Source organism: Streptomyces sp. NBC_00984 (assembly GCF_045162475.1).
Taxonomy (GTDB): domain Bacteria; phylum Actinomycetota; class Actinomycetes; order Streptomycetales; family Streptomycetaceae; genus Streptomyces.
Genome location: NZ_CP108734.1, coordinates 6,375,982 through 6,392,305 on the forward strand (window position 1 = coordinate 6,375,982; position 16,324 = coordinate 6,392,305).

Annotated in this window: 15 protein-coding genes, 1 other RNA gene and 1 pseudogene; 10 read left to right on the forward strand and 7 right to left on the reverse strand. The window is 72.2% G+C overall.

The genetic code is table 11. The features are described 5' to 3' along the window. Nucleotides 1–294: 294 nt before the first annotated feature. From OG520_RS28520 to OG520_RS28530, 3 genes are all read left to right on the forward strand, one after another. Complete coding sequence (locus OG520_RS28520; RefSeq protein ID WP_399326262.1) at nt 295–1,167, forward strand: MaoC/PaaZ C-terminal domain-containing protein; 873 nt, start codon at nt 295–297, stop codon at nt 1,165–1,167. A 90-nt stretch (nt 1,168–1,257) separates the two neighbouring features. Continuing rightward, a complete protein-coding gene (locus tag OG520_RS28525) occupies nt 1,258–2,334 on the forward strand; it encodes a Zn-dependent alcohol dehydrogenase (RefSeq protein ID WP_406015084.1) in 1,077 nt (358 codons plus the stop codon). A 39-nt stretch (nt 2,335–2,373) separates the two neighbouring features. Continuing rightward, a complete protein-coding gene (locus tag OG520_RS28530; RefSeq protein WP_406015085.1) occupies nt 2,374–3,315 on the forward strand; it encodes a 3-oxoacyl-ACP reductase in 942 nt (313 codons plus the stop codon). A gap of 127 nt (nt 3,316–3,442) precedes the next feature. On the opposite strand, the gene OG520_RS28535 is transcribed toward OG520_RS28530, so the two are convergent. Continuing rightward, on the reverse strand, nt 3,443–3,610 hold the full coding sequence (locus OG520_RS28535) for a hypothetical protein (protein ID WP_406015086.1): 168 nt from the start codon (nt 3,608–3,610) through the stop codon (nt 3,443–3,445). A 122-nt stretch (nt 3,611–3,732) separates the two neighbouring features. After that, complete coding sequence (locus OG520_RS28540) at nt 3,733–5,028, reverse strand: hypothetical protein (RefSeq protein ID WP_406015087.1); 1,296 nt, start codon at nt 5,026–5,028, stop codon at nt 3,733–3,735. Nucleotides 5,029–5,227: 199 nt separating this feature from the next. On the opposite strand from OG520_RS28540, the gene OG520_RS28545 reads away from it, so the two are divergent. From OG520_RS28545 to OG520_RS28560, 4 genes are all read left to right on the forward strand, one after another. Further along, nucleotides 5,228–6,268: an ABC transporter substrate-binding protein gene (locus tag OG520_RS28545; RefSeq protein ID WP_399326252.1), complete on the forward strand. Its 1,041-nt coding sequence runs from the start codon at nt 5,228–5,230 to the stop codon at nt 6,266–6,268. A 153-nt stretch (nt 6,269–6,421) separates the two neighbouring features. After that, nucleotides 6,422–7,264: a Nif3-like dinuclear metal center hexameric protein gene (locus OG520_RS28550; protein WP_266419885.1), complete on the forward strand. Its 843-nt coding sequence runs from the start codon at nt 6,422–6,424 to the stop codon at nt 7,262–7,264. Beyond that, nucleotides 7,261–8,004 (forward strand): zinc ribbon domain-containing protein, encoded by a 744-nt coding sequence (locus OG520_RS28555; protein ID WP_385327380.1) that lies wholly within the window; start codon nt 7,261–7,263, stop codon nt 8,002–8,004. The genes OG520_RS28550 and OG520_RS28555 overlap by 4 nt, the downstream gene beginning before the upstream one ends. Further along, on the forward strand, nt 8,004–9,263 hold the full coding sequence (locus OG520_RS28560) for a bifunctional RNase H/acid phosphatase (RefSeq protein ID WP_406015088.1): 1,260 nt from the start codon (nt 8,004–8,006) through the stop codon (nt 9,261–9,263). Before OG520_RS28555 ends, OG520_RS28560 begins: the two co-directional genes overlap by 1 nt. 34 nt (nt 9,264–9,297) lie before the next feature. On the opposite strand, the gene eda is transcribed toward OG520_RS28560, so the two are convergent. Together eda and yaaA are read right to left on the reverse strand one after the other, a co-directional pair. Further along, nucleotides 9,298–9,918 carry a bifunctional 4-hydroxy-2-oxoglutarate aldolase/2-dehydro-3-deoxy-phosphogluconate aldolase gene (eda, locus tag OG520_RS28565; RefSeq protein WP_406015089.1) on the reverse strand — a complete coding sequence of 207 codons (621 nt, stop codon included), beginning with the start codon at nt 9,916–9,918 and terminating at the stop codon, nt 9,298–9,300. 96 nt (nt 9,919–10,014) lie between these two features. Next, nucleotides 10,015–10,815, reverse strand: a complete 801-nt coding sequence (gene yaaA / locus OG520_RS28570; protein ID WP_406015090.1) for a peroxide stress protein YaaA — start codon at nt 10,813–10,815, stop codon at nt 10,015–10,017. Between the two features lie 151 nt (nt 10,816–10,966). Here yaaA and OG520_RS28575 point away from each other — a divergent pair, with 151 nt between their 5' ends. Next, nucleotides 10,967–12,409 carry an RNB domain-containing ribonuclease gene (locus OG520_RS28575; protein ID WP_406015091.1) on the forward strand — a complete coding sequence of 481 codons (1,443 nt, stop codon included), beginning with the start codon at nt 10,967–10,969 and terminating at the stop codon, nt 12,407–12,409. Here OG520_RS28575 and OG520_RS28580 read toward each other — a convergent pair. Continuing rightward, a complete protein-coding gene (locus tag OG520_RS28580) occupies nt 12,354–13,190 on the reverse strand; it encodes a hypothetical protein (RefSeq protein WP_406015092.1) in 837 nt (278 codons plus the stop codon). The genes OG520_RS28575 and OG520_RS28580 overlap by 56 nt on opposite strands. 23 nt (nt 13,191–13,213) lie before the next feature. Continuing rightward, nucleotides 13,214–13,954: a MerR family transcriptional regulator gene (locus OG520_RS28585; RefSeq protein ID WP_406015093.1), complete on the reverse strand. Its 741-nt coding sequence runs from the start codon at nt 13,952–13,954 to the stop codon at nt 13,214–13,216. A 170-nt stretch (nt 13,955–14,124) separates the two neighbouring features. Here OG520_RS28585 and OG520_RS28590 point away from each other — a divergent pair. Further along, nucleotides 14,125–14,416: pseudogene (locus tag OG520_RS28590) on the forward strand (hypothetical protein). 55 nt (nt 14,417–14,471) lie between these two features. Beyond that, nucleotides 14,472–14,873, forward strand: an RNA gene (gene rnpB, locus OG520_RS28595) — RNase P RNA component class A. Nucleotides 14,874–15,006: 133 nt separating this feature from the next. On the opposite strand, the gene OG520_RS28600 is transcribed toward rnpB, so the two are convergent. Then, the gene (locus OG520_RS28600) at nt 15,007–16,320 is read right to left on the reverse strand and encodes a nucleotide sugar dehydrogenase (RefSeq protein WP_406015094.1); all 1,314 of its coding nucleotides are present in this window, start codon (nt 16,318–16,320) and stop codon (nt 15,007–15,009) included. Nucleotides 16,321–16,324 lie beyond the last annotated feature (4 nt).

The window sequence follows — 16,324 nt, forward strand, 5'->3', positions numbered from 1 at the left end:
TCCCCGTTGTCTGCATCATGAACACGACGCTACGGAGGCCGCCGGGGTCCCCGGCAGATGTCTGTGTACGGACTTCGCCATGACATATGTCATGACCGGATGCCGGCCCGCGGACGAATCTGACGCCACGTCAGCAGCAGTCTTCACAACTGCTGGGCGCTGCGTTATACATGGGTTCATCGGCTAGAACGCGTTCTAGAACAGGCGTCGCGGCCGGTCCCGCGCGACCTCGGTGCGGCCGACGGTGCGGACGGCCGCGCCGAGGTCTTCCCACCATCAAGGAGCAGCTCTCCCATGCCCATTGATGCCGAAAAGGCTCTCGCCGCCGAACCCCGCTCCACCCGGATCGGCTGGGACCACAAGGATGTCCAGCTCTACCACCTCGGGATCGGCGCCGGCTCCGGCCCCGGCCGTGCCGACCCCGCCGTCGACCCCCACGAGCTGCGCTACACACTGGAGTCCCGGCTCCATGTGCTGCCCTCCTTCGCCACCGTCGCGGGCGCGGGCACGGGTGTCGTCGGCGGGCTCTCCTCGCCCGGCGTCGACATCGACCTCGCCGCCGTCCTGCACGGCGGGCAGAGCGTACGGGTGCACCGGCCGATCCCGGTGCGGGGCAGCGCCGTACAGACCTCGAAGGTCGCCGCGGTATACGACAAGGGCAAGGCGGCCGTGCTGGTGCTGCGCACCGAGGCCGCCGACGAAGAGGGCCCGTTGTGGACCAACGACGCCCAGATCTACGTCCGGGGCGAGGGCGGCTTCGGCGGTGAACGCGGCCCGTCCGGGCGGGCCGCCTATCCCGTGATCGCCCCGAACCACGTCGTGGAGCGGCCGGTCCGGCCGGACCAGGCACTGCTGTACCGCCTCTCCGGGGACTGGAACCCGCTGCACGCCGACCCGGAGTTCGCCGCGCGCGCCGGCTTCGACCGGCCGATCCTGCACGGACTGTGCACTTACGGCATCACGCTCAAGGCCGTCACCGACACGGTCCTCGGCGGCGATGTGACCCGTATCCGCTCCTACCGCACCCGGTTCGCCGGGATCGTCTTCCCCGGCGAGACCCTCCGCATCGAGATGTGGACCGCCGAGGACCAGGTGCGGGTCGAGGTGAGAGCCGTGGAGCGGGACAACGCCATGGTCCTCGGCGACACCTTCGTCGAGCACTCCTGAACCCGAACCCGCACCCGCACCGACTCCAAGAGGACCGCAGCCCACGTTCCGCAGGTCCACGTTCCGCAGGCCCATGAGGGGAGCCGCACCATGCGCGCAGCCGTACTGCAGGAGATAGGCCAGGACAAACTGGAAGTCCTCGACGACGTCGAGGCGGTGGGCTTCGGCCCCGGCAAGGTCAGGCTCCGCATCAGGGCCACCGGACTGTGCCACTCCGATGTCTCCGCGATGAGCGGGGTGCTGCCGCAGCCCGCCCCGTTCATCCCGGGCCACGAGGGCGCCGGCGAGGTCCTGGACGTCGGCGACGGCGTCACCGGGCTGAGCGCGGGGGACCGGGTACTGGTCTGCTGGCTGCCCGCCTGCGGGGCATGTCCGTCCTGCAAGCGCGGCCAGACCCAGCTCTGCCTGGCCGGTTTCATGAACGCGGGCACGCCCAACTTCAAGCGCCCCGGTGGCGATGTATTCGGCTTCGCGGGCACCGGCACCTTCACCGAGGAGGTCGTCGTCGGCGCGGGCTGCGCGGTGCCGATCCCCGACGACGTACCGTTCGAGATCGCCGCGCTGATCGGCTGCGGGGTGACCACCGGACTCGGCGCGGCCATCAACACCGCACAGGTGGAGGCCGGTTCGTCGGTCGCCGTGATCGGCTGCGGCGGCGTCGGCATCTCCACCATCCAGGGTGCCAGGGTGCAGGGCGCCGCCCAGATCGTGGCCGTGGACCCGGTCGCCTCCCGGCGCGAGGCGGCGCTGCGGTTCGGCGCGACCGAGGCGGTCTCGCCCGACGAGTTCGCCGACGCCAAGCAGCGGATCACCGCGGGCGAGGGCTTCGACTACGTCTTCGAGGTCGTCGGCAAATCGGCCACCGCGCGCACCGCGTACGACCACACCCGGCGCGGCGGCACCCTGTGCATCGTCGGCGCGGGCGCGATGGACGACAACTTCCAGGTCAACATGTTCGAGCTGTTCTTCGACGAGAAGCGGATCCTGCCCTCCATGTACGGGGGCGGCGATGTGCTCCGCTCGTACGAACGGGCCATCGCGCTCTGGCGGGCCGGGCGGATCGACCTCGAATCGATGATCACCCACCGGGTGCGGCTCGACGGGATCAACGACGCACTCGACCAGATGCGGACCGGCGAGTCGCTGCGCACCTGCATCGAGCTCTGACCACCGCCCGCCCCTCCCGAGAGGACTGGAGAGATTCCGATGTCACTTCCCCTGGACGGCATGTCCGCGATCGTCACGGGCGCGGGCCGCGGCCTCGGGCGCGCCGAAGCGCTCGAACTGGCGGGGCTGGGCGCGTCCGTGGTCGTCAACGACTACGGGCAGCCGGGCCGCGACGGCTCCGGCGAGGCGTCCGCGACGCCCGCCGAGGAGGTCGCCGAGGAGATCCGGGCCGCGGGCGGCCGGGCGGTCGCGCACCTCGGCGACGTCTCCGACCACGAGCAGGCCCGCGCCCTGGTGGAGCTGGCCGTCGACACCTACGGAAAGCTCGACATCCTGGTCAACAACGCGGGCATCCTGCGCGACCGGATGATCTTCTCGATGACCGAGGACGAGTGGGACTCCGTCATCAGGGTCCACCTCAAGGGCCACTTCAACACCACGCACTTCGCCGCCGCGCACTGGCGCACCCGCTCCAAGGAGTCCGGCGGCCCGGTCCACGGCCGGATCGTCAACACCTCGTCGGAGGCGTTCCTGGCCGGTTCGGCGGGCCAGCCGAACTACGCGGCGGCCAAGGGCGGCGTCGTCGGCCTCACCACCTCCACGGCACTGGCCCTGGCCAGGTACGGAGTCACCGCCAACGCCATCTGCCCGCGAGCCCGCACCCGGATGACCGAGGATGTCTTCGCGGGCTTCCAGGAACCGACGGACGGCCGGCTCGACGCGCTCGCACCCGAGCACGTCGCGCCACTGGTCGGCTATCTGGCCTCCCCTGCCGCCGCCAAGGTCAACGGGCAGCTGCTCGTGGTGCACGGCGGGATGGTCGCGATCGTCGAACGCCCCCGGGTCGTGACGAAGTTCGACTCCTCGAAGGAGACGTTCTCCTTCGAGGAGCTGGACGAGCTGATCTCGCCGTACTACGAGGACCGCCCGCCGAACGAGACCTTCGCCGCGTCGGAGGTGCTCGGCCTGAAACGGGGCTGACCGACGGGGGTTGGACCACCGCGGACACGGGTGGGCCCCGGCAGCCGGCCGGCTGCCGGGGCCCACCGCCCCTAGGGCCTGTCCGGCCCTGATCCGCCGGACAGGCCCTAGTCGCTGTTCCGCGCGGTCAGGCCGCCCGGCTGTCCCCCTCGGAGGGGCGGCGGTGGCGGCCGTGCGGCTGTGCAGACGCGTCGTCCATCGACTCACCCCCTCGGTGCTTTCCGTAGCCGCCGTCTTCGGCCCGGTCCGCGTCCTCCGGACGCGTCTGGGTCGTGTCGGTTCGGGCTTCAGACATGTGGGAAGTCACCCCGTTGTGATCGCTTACGTGTGTGTCACCGGGCCGATCACGCCAACCGCAACACGGCGCGGTCACCGTCGGCGACCGCCGGGTACGGCTGCGTAGCCCGGTTCCAGATTTTAACCAGGCACCATGCGTCCCGTAAGAGGCGCCTGCCCCAGCGGAATCGGCTTGCACACGGGTAGAGGCGCAGCGGCGGCGGACGGTTGCATACCGCTTTCCGCGCCGGGTTCCGCCGACGGCCGCGTGCCGTGTTCGTCGTCCACCGGTGCCTCCAGCAGAGTCACACCGCAGGCCACGTTCCCGTCCGCGTACGGGAGTCCGAGCACGCCGTCCCGGGTCCACACCCCGCGACCGGCCTGCCATCCCTCGGGGGCGGCGAGTTGATGCAGCCGGCGTCCGGCCGGGCGCCACACCCCGACCCAACTGCCCGCCGCCCCGTCGATCCGCAGCGCCACCGCGCAGCTCTCCGGCATCAGCATCTGGCCCGGCTGCACGGCGAACGGCGTCACCGCCACATCGGCCGGGCGCAGGCACTCCGGGAAGCGCACCGGCAGACAGCTGCCGAGCACGCCCCACCCCAGCCGGTCGTGTCCCGGCGCGTCCGAGCGGATCAGCAGCAGCCCGCTGTCCGGATCGGCGAGCAGCAGCCGGTCGTTGCTGTCCGGGGCGATCTGCAGCAGCGGCGTCACCTCGCCGCCCCGCTCCAGGTCCACGGCGACGGCCTTGACCGGGCCCCCGCCAGGCATCTCCCGGTCCAGGGCCAGCATCCGGCCCGCCCGGTCCAGCCAGACGCCGCCGGAGCAGCGCCCCGGAACCTCCGCGACCGGCTCGGGACCGAAGGCGCCGCCCGCCACCAGCCAGACGGAGGTGGAGTGCGCGCCGGCCGACAGCGCGTACGCGCTCATGCCGTCCGGCGTGGGCGGCAGCAGGGTGAGGTCCGCGCATTCGACGGCGCCGAGCGGGAGTTCACCGGTCCCGGGGCCGGTCGGATAGAGCAGCGACACCACGTGCCGGTCCGCGACCCGGCGCCGGATCAGTACCCGCCCGTCGGCCATCGGCAGCACCTCGGAGTCCGGCTCCTCCGGCTGGTCGAGGGGGAGCGGTACGGCGTACGGCTCGGGCCCGTCGAGCGTCCAGCGCTCCACGAACCACGCCCCGCCGGCCTCGCCGGACGCCTCCGCCGGCACCGCCGCGAGCGCGAGCCGGGCCGCGTACGAACCGTCCGCGGCGATCGTGAACGCGGGCGCGGCAGGGGCTGCCCCGAGGGGCGTGCCCGCTCCGCCCGCTTCGTCCGGCGGGTCGTCCGGCGCAGCGGGAGCCTCCGGATCGCCGTTCTCCAGGACCGCGTCCCCGTGGTCTTCGGCGGCCCCGGTCGCGCCTGCGTGCTTGTTCTCGATGGCACAGACAGTCATGGGCTGGTCACCTCCGGCAATCGAAGCTAGTTTTCGCACTTCCTGCCGAACAACACGAGACCCGCCTCTTCACACATAAGGGGGGTGATGCCCGTATTCGCCTGAGGGGGAGGGGGTAGCTGTGCTGGGCGTGAGGCGAATGAGTAAGGTTAGGCAGCCCTAAGCAGTATCTGTCTGTTCTTCACAACTGGAGCAAGTGATGTCCCTTCGTCGCCGCGGCACCGCCGCAGTCGGCCTGGTGGTGGCTGCCGCCCTTTCCCTCTCGGCCTGCGGGAGCGACGACGGGGGGTCGGGCGGCTCGGCCAAGTCCGAGGGCGGCGACAAGAAGGCGGCCGTCGCCACGGGCGGCAAGGACTTCGGCGACGCCGCGAAGAAGACGGCGGCGTACGGGACGGACGCCGAGGCCGGCCAGTTCCCCCGGACCCTCACCCACGCCATGGGCAAGACGGAGATCAAGTCCGCCCCCAAGCGCGTCGTGGTGCTGGACGTCGGCGAGTTCGACAACGTCGTGTCGCTGGGTGTGAAGCCGGTGGGCTACGCCCCCTCCGAGGGCGACGCGGCGATTCCCTCGTACCTGAAGAAGAACGCGGGCAACCCCAAGAACGTCGGCACGATCAACAACCTCAATCTTGAGGCGATCGCCGGACTGAAGCCCGACCTGATCCTGGGCAGCCAGCTGCGCGCCGCCGACAAGTACGACGCGCTCTCCAAGATCGCGCCGACCGTGTTCTCCATCCGTCCGGGCTTCACCTGGAAGGAGAACTACCTCCTCAACGCCGCCGCGCTGGACAGGACGGCGAAGGCGAAGAGCGAGCTCGGCGCCTATGAGGCCAAGGCGAAGAAGCTCGGCGAGGACATCGGCCCGAAGAAGCCGACCATCTCCATGGTCCGCTACCTGCCGGACCGTATCCGCCTCTACGCCAAGGCCTCCTTCATCGGCACCATCCTCGAAGACACCGGTCTGCCGCGGCCGAAGAACCAGCAGATCGACGACCTCGCCGCGGAGATCAGCCCGGAGAAGATCGACGAGGCCGACGCCGACTGGATCTTCACCGGCGTCTACGGCGACGTGAAGGCCACCAAGCGCGACACCACCCAGGCCAACCCGCTGTGGAAGAACCTCAAGGCCGTCAAGGAGGGCCGGGCCAAGGACGTCTCCGACGAGACCTGGTACCTCGGCCTCGGTGTCACGGCGGCGAACCTGGTCCTCGACGACCTCCGCGCCGACCTCGTGAAGTGACGATCGCAGGCCGTGGCCGACCTCGTGAAGTGACGATCGCGAGCAGGCCGTGGCCGACCTCGTGAAGCAGTGACTGCCGAGCGGGGAGTGGCGGTCCGCACGGACCGCCACAGCCATGGGCGACGGGGCACGGCGGGCAGGTAGCCTTTGCTTGTGCCCCGTCTGTCTGATGTCCTCGCCGAGCTCGACGCTCTCTGGCCGCCCGAGCGGGCCGAAGGCTGGGACGCGGTCGGTACCGTCTGCGGAGACCCCGACGCCGTCGTCGACCGTGTGCTCTTCGCCGTCGACCCCGTCCACGAGATCGCCGACGAGGCGATCCGGCTCGGCGCCCAGCTGATCGTCACCCACCACCCGCTCTACCTGCGGGGTACGACGACGGTCGCGGCCGACACCTTCAAGGGCCGGGTCGTGCACACCCTCATCAAGCACGACATCGCGCTGCACGTCGCCCACACCAACGCCGACACCGCCGACCCGGGCGTCTCGGACGCCCTGGCCGGTGCGCTCGACCTGCGCGTCGAGGGCCCGCTCGTACCGGACCCGTCCGACCCCGGGGGGCGGCGCGGCCTCGGCCGGATCTGCGTGCTCGACCACCCCGAGACCCTGGCCGAATTCGCCGCCCGCGCGGCGGCCCGGCTGCCCGCCACCGCGCAGGGCATCCGGCTCGCCGGCGACCCGGCGGCGACGGTGCGCACCGTCGCGGTCAGCGGCGGCTCCGGCGACAGCCTCTTCGACGCGGTGCGCGCCGCGGGCGTCGACGCCTTCCTCACCGCCGACCTGCGCCACCACCCGGCCTCCGAGGCCGTCCAGCACTCCCCGCTCGGCCTGATCGACGCCGCGCACTGGGCCACCGAATGGCCTTGGTGCGAACAGGCCGCGACACAGCTCGACGCGATTTCCGACCGCCACGGATGGGACCTGCGGGTCCATGTCTCGAAGCAGGTCACCGACCCCTGGACCACCACCACCCACCACTCTTCTGGAGCCCCCAACTGAACGCCGCGCCCGCCGACCAGATCCGACTTCTCGACGTCCAGGCCCTCGACGTACGCCTGTCGCAGCTCGCGCACCGGCGCAAGTCGCTGCCCGAGCACGCCGAGATCGAGTCGCTCACCAGCGACCTCGCGCAACTGCGCGACCTGCTGGTCGCCTCGCAGACCGAGGAGAGCGACACCGCCCGCGAGCAGACCAAGGCGGAGCAGGACGTCGACCAGGTGCGCCAGCGCGCCGCCCGTGACCAGCAGCGCCTCGACTCCGGCGCGGTCACCTCGCCGAAGGACCTGGAGAGCCTCCAGCGCGAGATCGCCTCGCTGGCCAAGCGCCAGGGCGACCTGGAGGACGTCGTCCTCGAAGTGATGGAGCGCCGCGAGTCCGCCCAGGAGCGCGTCACCGAGCTGTCCGACCGGGTCTCCGCCGTCCAGGCCAAGACCGACGACGCGACCGCCCGCCGCGACGCCGCCACCAAGGAGCTCGACGAGGAGGCCGCGACCGTCACCAAGGAGCGCGAACTGGTCGCCGGTTCCGTCCCCGCGGACCTGCTGAAGCTGTACGACAAGCTCCGCGTCCAGCAGGGCGGGGTCGGCGCCGCCCGCCTCTACCAGCGACGCTGCGAGGGCTGCCGCCTCGAACTGAACATCACCGAGGTCAACGACGTGAAGGCGGCGTCCCCGGACACCGTCCTGCGCTGCGAGAACTGCCGCCGCATCCTGGTCCGTACGGCGGAGTCGGGCCTGTAATGACCCAGCCGCGCCAGTTCGTCATCGAGGCCGACGGCGGATCCCGGGGCAACCCCGGACCCGCCGGATACGGAGCGGTCGTCATCGACCCGGTGACGGGGGAGACCCTCGCCGAGGCCGCCGAGTACATCGGCGTCGCGACGAACAACGTCGCCGAGTACAAGGGCCTCATCGCGGGCCTGAAGGCGGCGAAGGCGCTGGTTCCGGACGCCTCGGCGGACGGCGCGGTCCAGGTGCGGGTCCGGATGGACTCCAAGCTGGTCGTGGAACAGATGTCGGGCCGCTGGAAGATCAAGCACCCCGACATGAAGCCGCTCGCGGCGGAGGCCGCCAGGATCCTGCCGGCCTCCGCCGTCACGTACGAGTGGATCCCGCGCGAGAAGAACAAGCACGCCGACCGGCTCGCCAACGAGGCGATGGACGCGGGCAAGCGCGGCAAGCAGTGGGAGCCGTCGGCGTCGACGGCCGCCCTCGACACCCCCCGGCCCTCGACGGCCGCGGGCCCGCCCCCCGCGTCCGGCCCGCCCGGTGACGCGGCGGCGGGCGCGGCCAGGGCCCGCGCGGCCCTGGCCTCCCGGCAGGGAGCGGCCTCCCCGGCGACCCCCCAGGTCGGCTGGGGCGCGGCGCCCGATCTCGGGGCGCCCGCCACCTTCGTACTGCTCCGGCACGGCGAGACGGCCCTCACCCCCGAGAAGCGGTTCTCGGGCAGCGGCGGCAGCGACCCCGAACTCTCGGCGACCGGCCGCCACCAGGCCGAACGCATCGCCCAGGCCCTGGCCGCCCGCGGCACGATCGAGGAGATCGTCAGCTCCCCGCTGCGCCGCTGCCGCGAGACGGCGGCTGCGGTGGCGGCCCGGCTCGGCCTGGAGGTCCGGATCGAGGACGGCCTGCGCGAGACGGACTTCGGGGCCTGGGAGGGCCTGACCTTCGCCGAGGTACGTGAGCGTCACGGCCACGACCTGGACGCCTGGCTCGCCTCCGCGAAGGCGGCCCCCACCGGCGGCGGCGAGAGCTTCGCCGAGGTCGCCCGCCGGGTGGGAGCCACCCGCGACCGCCTCACCACCCGCTACGCGGGCCGCACGGTCCTCCTGGTCACCCATGTGACGCCGATCAAGACCCTGGTCCGACTGGCGCTCGGCGCCCCGCCGGAAGCCATGTTCCGGATGGAACTCTCGGCGGCCTCGGTCTCCGCGGTGGCGTACTACGCGGACGGGAACGCGTCGGTCCGCCTGCTCAACGACACGTCGCACCTGCGGTAGCCGACGGCGGACGCCCGGGGCGGCCCGGCGGCGGTCAGCCGCGCAGCCCGGCCGCCTCGCTCGCCAGCCGCTCCACCCGCGCCCAGTCCTTCGCCGCGACCGCATCCGCCGGGACCATCCAACTGCCGCCCACGCACCCAACGTTGGGCAGCGCCAGATAGGACGGCGCGGACGCGAGGGAGATGCCGCCCGTCGGGCAGAAGCGCGCCTGCGGCAGCGGTGCGGAGAGGGCCTTCAGATAGGCGGTGCCGCCGGCCGCCTCGGCCGGGAAGAACTTCATCTCGCTGACCCCGCGCTCCAGCAGCGCGACCACCTCGGACGTCGTGGAGACACCCGGCAGGAACGGCACCCCCGACGCCTTCATCGCGTCCAGCAGGCTGTCCGTCCAGCCGGGGCTGACCAGGAACCGGGCCCCCGCGGCGACGGTGTCGGCGACGTTCCGTACGGAGATCGCCGTGCCGGCCCCGACCACCGCGTCCGGCACCTCCGCCGCGATGGCCCCGATCGCGTCCAGCGCCGCGGCGGTGCGCAGCGTCACCTCGATGGCCGGGAGCCCGCCCGCGACCAGGGCGCGGGCGAGCGGCACCGCGTCGGCGGCGTCCTCCAGGACGACTACGGGCACGACGGGGGCAAGGTCCAGCACAGAGGAGGTCATGGGCTCATCTTGCCGCGACGTACGCACCGTACGCAACGAGCGTTGCGCATGATGCAACGCGCGGGTGTGGTGGCCCCACCGCGAGCGGCCGGTGGCTCAGTGGATCTCCGTCACCACGACATCGATCGACCACGCCCGCCCGGCCGGCGCCGGAGCCTCGGCCTCCACCACGTACCCGAGCCCGCGCAGGGTCTCCACCAGCTCCGCGGGCTCCTTCGGGCGCGCACCGGAGACCAGCAGGTCGCGGACCATCCGCCCCTTCGTCGCCTTGTTGAAGTGGCTGACCACCGACCGCTTCTCGACCCCGTCCACCAGCTGGGAGTGCAGCACCCGCACGCTCGCCGTGCGCTCCGCGACCTCGCCCTTCGGCTTCCAGGCCGCGGTGTAGGCGGAGGACCGCAGGTCCAGGACGAGCCCGTCCCCGGCCGCCTCCGGCATCACCTGTGCCATCGGGTCGCGCCAGTACGCCCCGAGCGCGCCCAGGCCCGGCAGCTTCACGCCCATCGAGCAGCGGTACGAAGGAATCCGGTCGCCCACCCGCACGGCGCCCCACAGCCCGGAGAAGACCAGCAGCGACTTCCCGGCCCGCCGCCTGGCCGCCGCGTCCAGGGAGGCCAGGTCCAGCGCGTCGTACAGCACCCCCGTGTAGATCTCCCCGGCCGGACGCGTCCCGGCCGTCCGTAGCTCCACGTTCTTCGCGATCTCGCCGCGCAGCCCCTCGCTCAGCCCGAGCACCTCGCGGGCCTTCTCCTGGTCCGCCGCACACAGCTCGACCAGCTCGTCGAGAACCGCCGCCCGCGCCCCGGCCAGGCCCGGCAGCGACAGCGACTCCGGCTTCAGGGGCGCCCCGCGTCCCGAGGCGGCCTTTCCTTCGGAGGGCGGCAACAGCACGAGCACGGCGGTTCTCCTTCGTACGCACAGTCGGGGCGGGACCAGGGCCTCCCCGCTCGAAAGTCCCCAGGCCCCCGCGCCAGCGTACGGGCACACCGGGACCGGCCGGGCCGTCACCCGGGATGCCGCCCGCCCCGCCCCGCCATACGCTCGGTCCATGCCCCGCCGCCATCTCCGCATGACCGGGCCGGCCGACACCCCACTGAGGGCGTCCCTGCGCAAACTGCGCACCGAGCTCGGCCTTCCCGACGACTTCCCGCCCGAGGTCCTCGCCGAAGCGGCGCAGGCGGCGAAGGACCCGGCGGTATCGGCCCACGAGGACGCGACGGACCTGCCGTTCCTCACCATCGACCCGCCCGCCTCGACCGACCTCGACCAGGCCCTGTACCTCGAACGCCGCCGACGCGGCTACCGGGTGCACTACGCCATCGCCGATGTCGCCGCCTTCGTACGCCCCGGTGGCGCGCTCGACACCGAGGCCCACCGCCGGGTGACGACCCTCTACTTCCCCGACGGCAAGGTGCCGCTCCACCCCACCCTGCTCTCCGAAGGGGCCGCCAGCCTCCTGCCGGGGCGGACCCGTCCCGCCGTGCTCTGGCGGATCGACCTCGACAGCGAGGGCGGCGCCGTCGCCACCTCGGTGCGCCGGGCCCTCGTCCGCAGCCGCGCCAAGCTCGACTACGCGGGCGCCCAGCGGCAGATCGACACCGGCACCGCCGAGGAACCCCTCGCCCTGCTCCGCGACATCGGACGGCTCCGTGAGGAGCAGGAGGTCGCCCGCGGCGGCATCTCCCTCAACGTGCCCGAGCAGGAGATCGTCGAGCGCGACGGCGGCTACGGCCTCGAATACCGCGCCCCGCTGCCCGCCGACGGCTGGAACGCCCAGCTCTCCCTGCTGACCGGCATGGCCGCCGCCCACCTCATGACCGAGACCGGTACCGGCATCCTGCGCACCCTGCCGGTCGCCCCGGACGGCGCCGTGGCCCGGCTCCGCCGCTCCGCCGAGGCGCTGCACATCGACTGGCCGCACCACGTCCCGTACGCCCAGGTCGTCCGCTCCCTCGACCCGAGGCGGGCCAACCACGCCGCGTTCCTCCAGGAGTGCACCACCCTGCTGCGCGGCGCCGGCTACACCGTCTTCGAGCACGGCGAACTCCCCACCCCCGCCGTCCACGCCGCCGTCGCCGACCTCTACACGCACTGCACCGCCCCGCTGCGCCGGCTCGTCGACCGGTACGCGGCCGAGCTGTGCCTCGCCGCCGTCGCGGAACAGGACCCGCCCGAGTGGGTCCGCGCCGCGCTGCCCGGCCTGCCGAAGGAGATGGCGGACGGGACCAGGCGCGCCAACACCGTCGAGCGCGAGTGCGTCGACCTGGTCGAGGCGGCGCTGCTCAAGGACCGGATCGGCGAGATCTTCGACGCGTACGTGGTCGACGTGTCGGAGCAGGAACCCACCACCGGCACCGTCCACATCGACGACCCGGCCGTCGTCGCCCGGATCGAGGGCGGCGACGCGAAGCTCCCGCTGGGGGAGCGGCTGCGGGTCAGGCTGGACCGGGCGGACCCTGGTTCGTCGAAGGTGCTCTTCGCCCCCGCGTGAGCGCGGCCACGGCCGCGCCCGGATCATCCGAGTGGAACCGGATCACCCGCGCCCGCTCCCGCTTCCCCAGCGGCCGTACGAACTCCACCGGACCGGCCAGCTCCACGGTCACCGTCGTCTGACCGCCCACGACCAGGTCGAGCACCCCGTCCGCGCCCAGCCGCACCGGCCCGCCCTCGGGAAAGCGCCGCTCGACCCGCGCCCCGGTGACCGCACCGGCGGGGATCCGCAGGTCGAACAGCCCGCCGTAGCGGATCCGCAGCGCGCCGTCGGCGTCCACCACATGCGGCCGGGTCACGCACGCGGCATGGAAAGCGAGCACCAGGACCACCCCGTACACATCGAGCACGAGCAGAACCCTGTGCACGACCGGCCACGGGATCAGCAGCGCCAGCATCACCGTCTCGACCAGAGCGACGAAGACCAGGCCGTACATCATGGCGGTCTGCGGCCCGGTGTACGGGACGGCAAGGGCACCCTCCGGCACGCCATGACGTCTCCGCAGCACCCACAGCCCGAGGCTGCGCAGGGCGCGCACCTCGTGCGCGACGAGACGGCGCACCTTCTCGGGCACGACGGTACGGAGAGCCGCACCCGTCGCCTCCCGCCGCCCGGCACCCGCACGCCGGCCCACGAGCCAGAGCCGCCACAGGACCACGCCCTCGAACCCGAGCGCGGCGACCACCAGGGCCTCGGCACCGAGCAGAACCGCACCCGGTATCCGGACCCCCGCCAGCAGGCAGCCGCCCAGACCCAATTCGAGGGCCGGCACAGCCCCCACGGCATACCGTGCAATCCGCACGCTCATTCTGTTCCCCTCCCCGCCACACGCGCCGTCAGGGCCGCCATCACCCGGCGCACCACCTCGGCCTGCGCGGGCGCGTAGTCGTCGAGCAGGGCCTGACCGAACCCCGTCAGGACCGGCCCGCCGGGGATGGCCGCCAGCACCTCGTCCGGCACTGCGGCGGTCAGATCGGCGGCAAGCGGAGCGATCCGCATATCGTCCAGCGGCGCCGCGGCCAGTGCGTCCAGCCGCTCGTACAGTGCGTGCACGGCCGGGTCTTCGGCCAGGGGCCGCAGCGCGGCGTAGACCTCACTGCCGACACCCGTCGTGTCCAGCAGCACCAGGTGCTCGCGGTCCTTGGCAGCCATCGGGGAGCCGGTGGCCGGAACCGCGCCCAGCAGTTCGGCCAGTGCGGGCGACACGGGCTCCTCGGCGGAGACCGGCCCGTCCAGCAGCCGGGCCAGCCGTCGCCGCCGCTCCTGGATCCCGCTCTCCTGCCGGGCCAGATCCGCGTCCAGCTCGGCCAGCACCTCCATGAGCTCGCGCCCCGCCGCGTCGGCGAGCACGTCCCGCACCTCGTCCAGCCCGAGCCCGAGCTCCGTGAGCCGCCGGATCCGGGCCAGCACCACGGCGTCCCGCACGCTGTAGACGCGGTAGCCGTTGGCCCGGCGTCCGGGCTCGGGAAGCAGCCCGATGTGGTGGTAGTGCCGGATCGCCCGCGAGGTGACCCCGACGAGCGCGGCTATCTCTCCGATGCGCATGGGCCCAGTAGAAACCTTGACGCCGCGGCAGGGTCAAGCGCTCACCGCGCGCACCGCATCCGACAACTCCGCGCGGTCCCGCTGCCACGATCGAGGGGAACACCCCCGTCCCACGGACAACGGACCCATCGGTGTCCCAGTCTGGCGAGCGGCCGAGGAAGAGGTGTGACATGACTGCTGAACCGCACGAACCGCTCACGCAGGCGGACTTCCTGCTGGAGGGCTTCCTGGCGCTGGGTACGCCGGAGGGCTTCCGCGCCGAGCTGATCGAGGGGGACATCGTCGTGACACCGCCGCCGGACGGGGCTCTACCTCCTGGTCGACCGGGAGCAGTCCTCGCTGACGCTGTTCAGCGACCCGGAGGGCGACGACTACCGCCGGCACTGCACGATCCCGTTCGGCAGGCGGCTCGCTCTTCCGGCGCCGTTCGCCTTCGATCTGGAGACCGAGGAACTCATCTGAACGCAGTGCCGTCCGGCGGCCCCCACCAGGCGGGTAGCATGGTCGGCACGGCAGACGAGCCGGGCGGACGGCCGCGTGGGGACCTTCGGATCTCCCCGAGGAACGTCCGGGCTCCACAGGGCAGGGTGATGGCTAACGGCCACCCGGGGTGACCCGCGGGACAGTGCCACAGAAAACAGACCGCCAGGGACTTCGGTCCTTGGTAAGGGTGAAACGGTGGTGTAAGAGACCACCAGCGCCTGAGGTGACTCAGGCGGCTAGGTAAACCCCACCCGGAGCAAGGTCAAGAGGGGCCGTCGCAAGAGGGCCCTGCGCGAATGATCGAGGGCGGCCCGCCCGAGTTCGCGGGTAGACCGCACGAGACCGGCAGCAATGCCGGTCCTAGATGGATGGCCGTCTCCCCGGCCGCCGCGAGGCGACCGGGCGACAGAACCCGGCGTACAGCCCGACTCGTCTGCCGGTAAGCCAAGGAAGGGCCCCAGGCCAGGTGTTTTGCCTGGTCAGGGGCCCCTTTCGGTTCCAAAGCGCGAGGCGCAGCTTGCTAACTGCCTGGTCCCGTTCTGGCGGGCGGTGACCTCCAGCGCCGACGCCTATAGGACATCGACGTTCGCGCCGGACAGCCGGTTCCGGCAGTCCAGCACGTACTGGGCGTGCAGCTCCACTGCCCCGTAGTCGAATTCGTCGTGGTCGGTGAGCAGCACCACCGCGTCGGCCGTGGCCAGTTCCTCCGGCGTCGCCTCGACCCGACGGACGGCGGCGAACGGGTTGCCCTGCCGGTCGTGCTCGGCCGCCTGCTGCCCCGGGATGACCGGTTCGGGGACGTGCACCCCGACCACCACGTGCGGGTCGGCGGCCCGGACCTCGGCGCCCATCCGGGCCAGCAGGTCGGCGACCCGCGCGGCAGGCGTCTCCCGCGCGTCGCCGGTGTTCTTCTTGTACGCGAGACCGAGCAGGAGCACCCGGGAGCCCTTCACTGAGCGCTGCCGTTCGTTGAGCGCCTCGCCGAGCCGGCGCACCACGTGGTCGGGCATGTGGCTATTGACGTCGTTGGCCAGCTCCACGAAGCGGAATGACTGGCCGAGCGCCCGCTCGACCCGCCAGGACAGGTACGAGGGGTCGATCGGCAGGCAGTGCCCGCCGACCCCCGGGCCAGGGGCGAAGCGCAGGAAGCCGAACGGCTTGGTGGAGGCGGCGTCGATCGCCTCCCAGACGTCGATGCCGAGGTCGTGCGCGAACATGGCGAGCTCGTTGACCAGGGCGATGTTCACGTGCCGGAAGGTGTTCTCCAGCAGCTTGGTCAGTTCGGCCTCCTTGCAGGAGGAGACCGGCACCGTGCGCTCGACCAGTTGCCCGTAGAAGCGGTTCACCGCCGCCAGGCCCTCGGTTGTGGTGCCGGAAACCACCTTCGGGGTGTTCTCCAGCCGCCACCGCGGGTTGCCCGGGTCGATTCGCTCGGGGCTGTAGCCGAGGTGGAAGTCCTCGCCCGCCCGCAGGCCAGAGCCCTCTTCCAGTAGCGGGGCGAGCAGTTCCTCGGTGGTGCCCGGATAGGTGGTGGACTCCAGAACAACGGTGGCCCCGGGGCGCAGGTGCTGTGCAAGCAGCCGGGCCGACGACTCGATGCACGAGAGGTCGGGTACCCCGTCCCGGAGCGGGGTGGGCACGGTGATGACTGCGATGTCGAAGCCTGCCACGTCCCCGGGCTCGGCCGAGGGCAGGTATGCCCCGCTGTCCAGGAGCGGCCGCAGCCGCTCGGCGGGAATGTCCTCCACGTACGACTCGCCGACCGCCAGCCGCTTGATCCGGCGATCGTCCACGTCGTAGCCGATGACACGGTGCCCCACCTCTGCGGCGCGCACGGCCAGCGGCAGCCCCACGCAGCCCTGACCAGCGACAACAACATGCATGAGC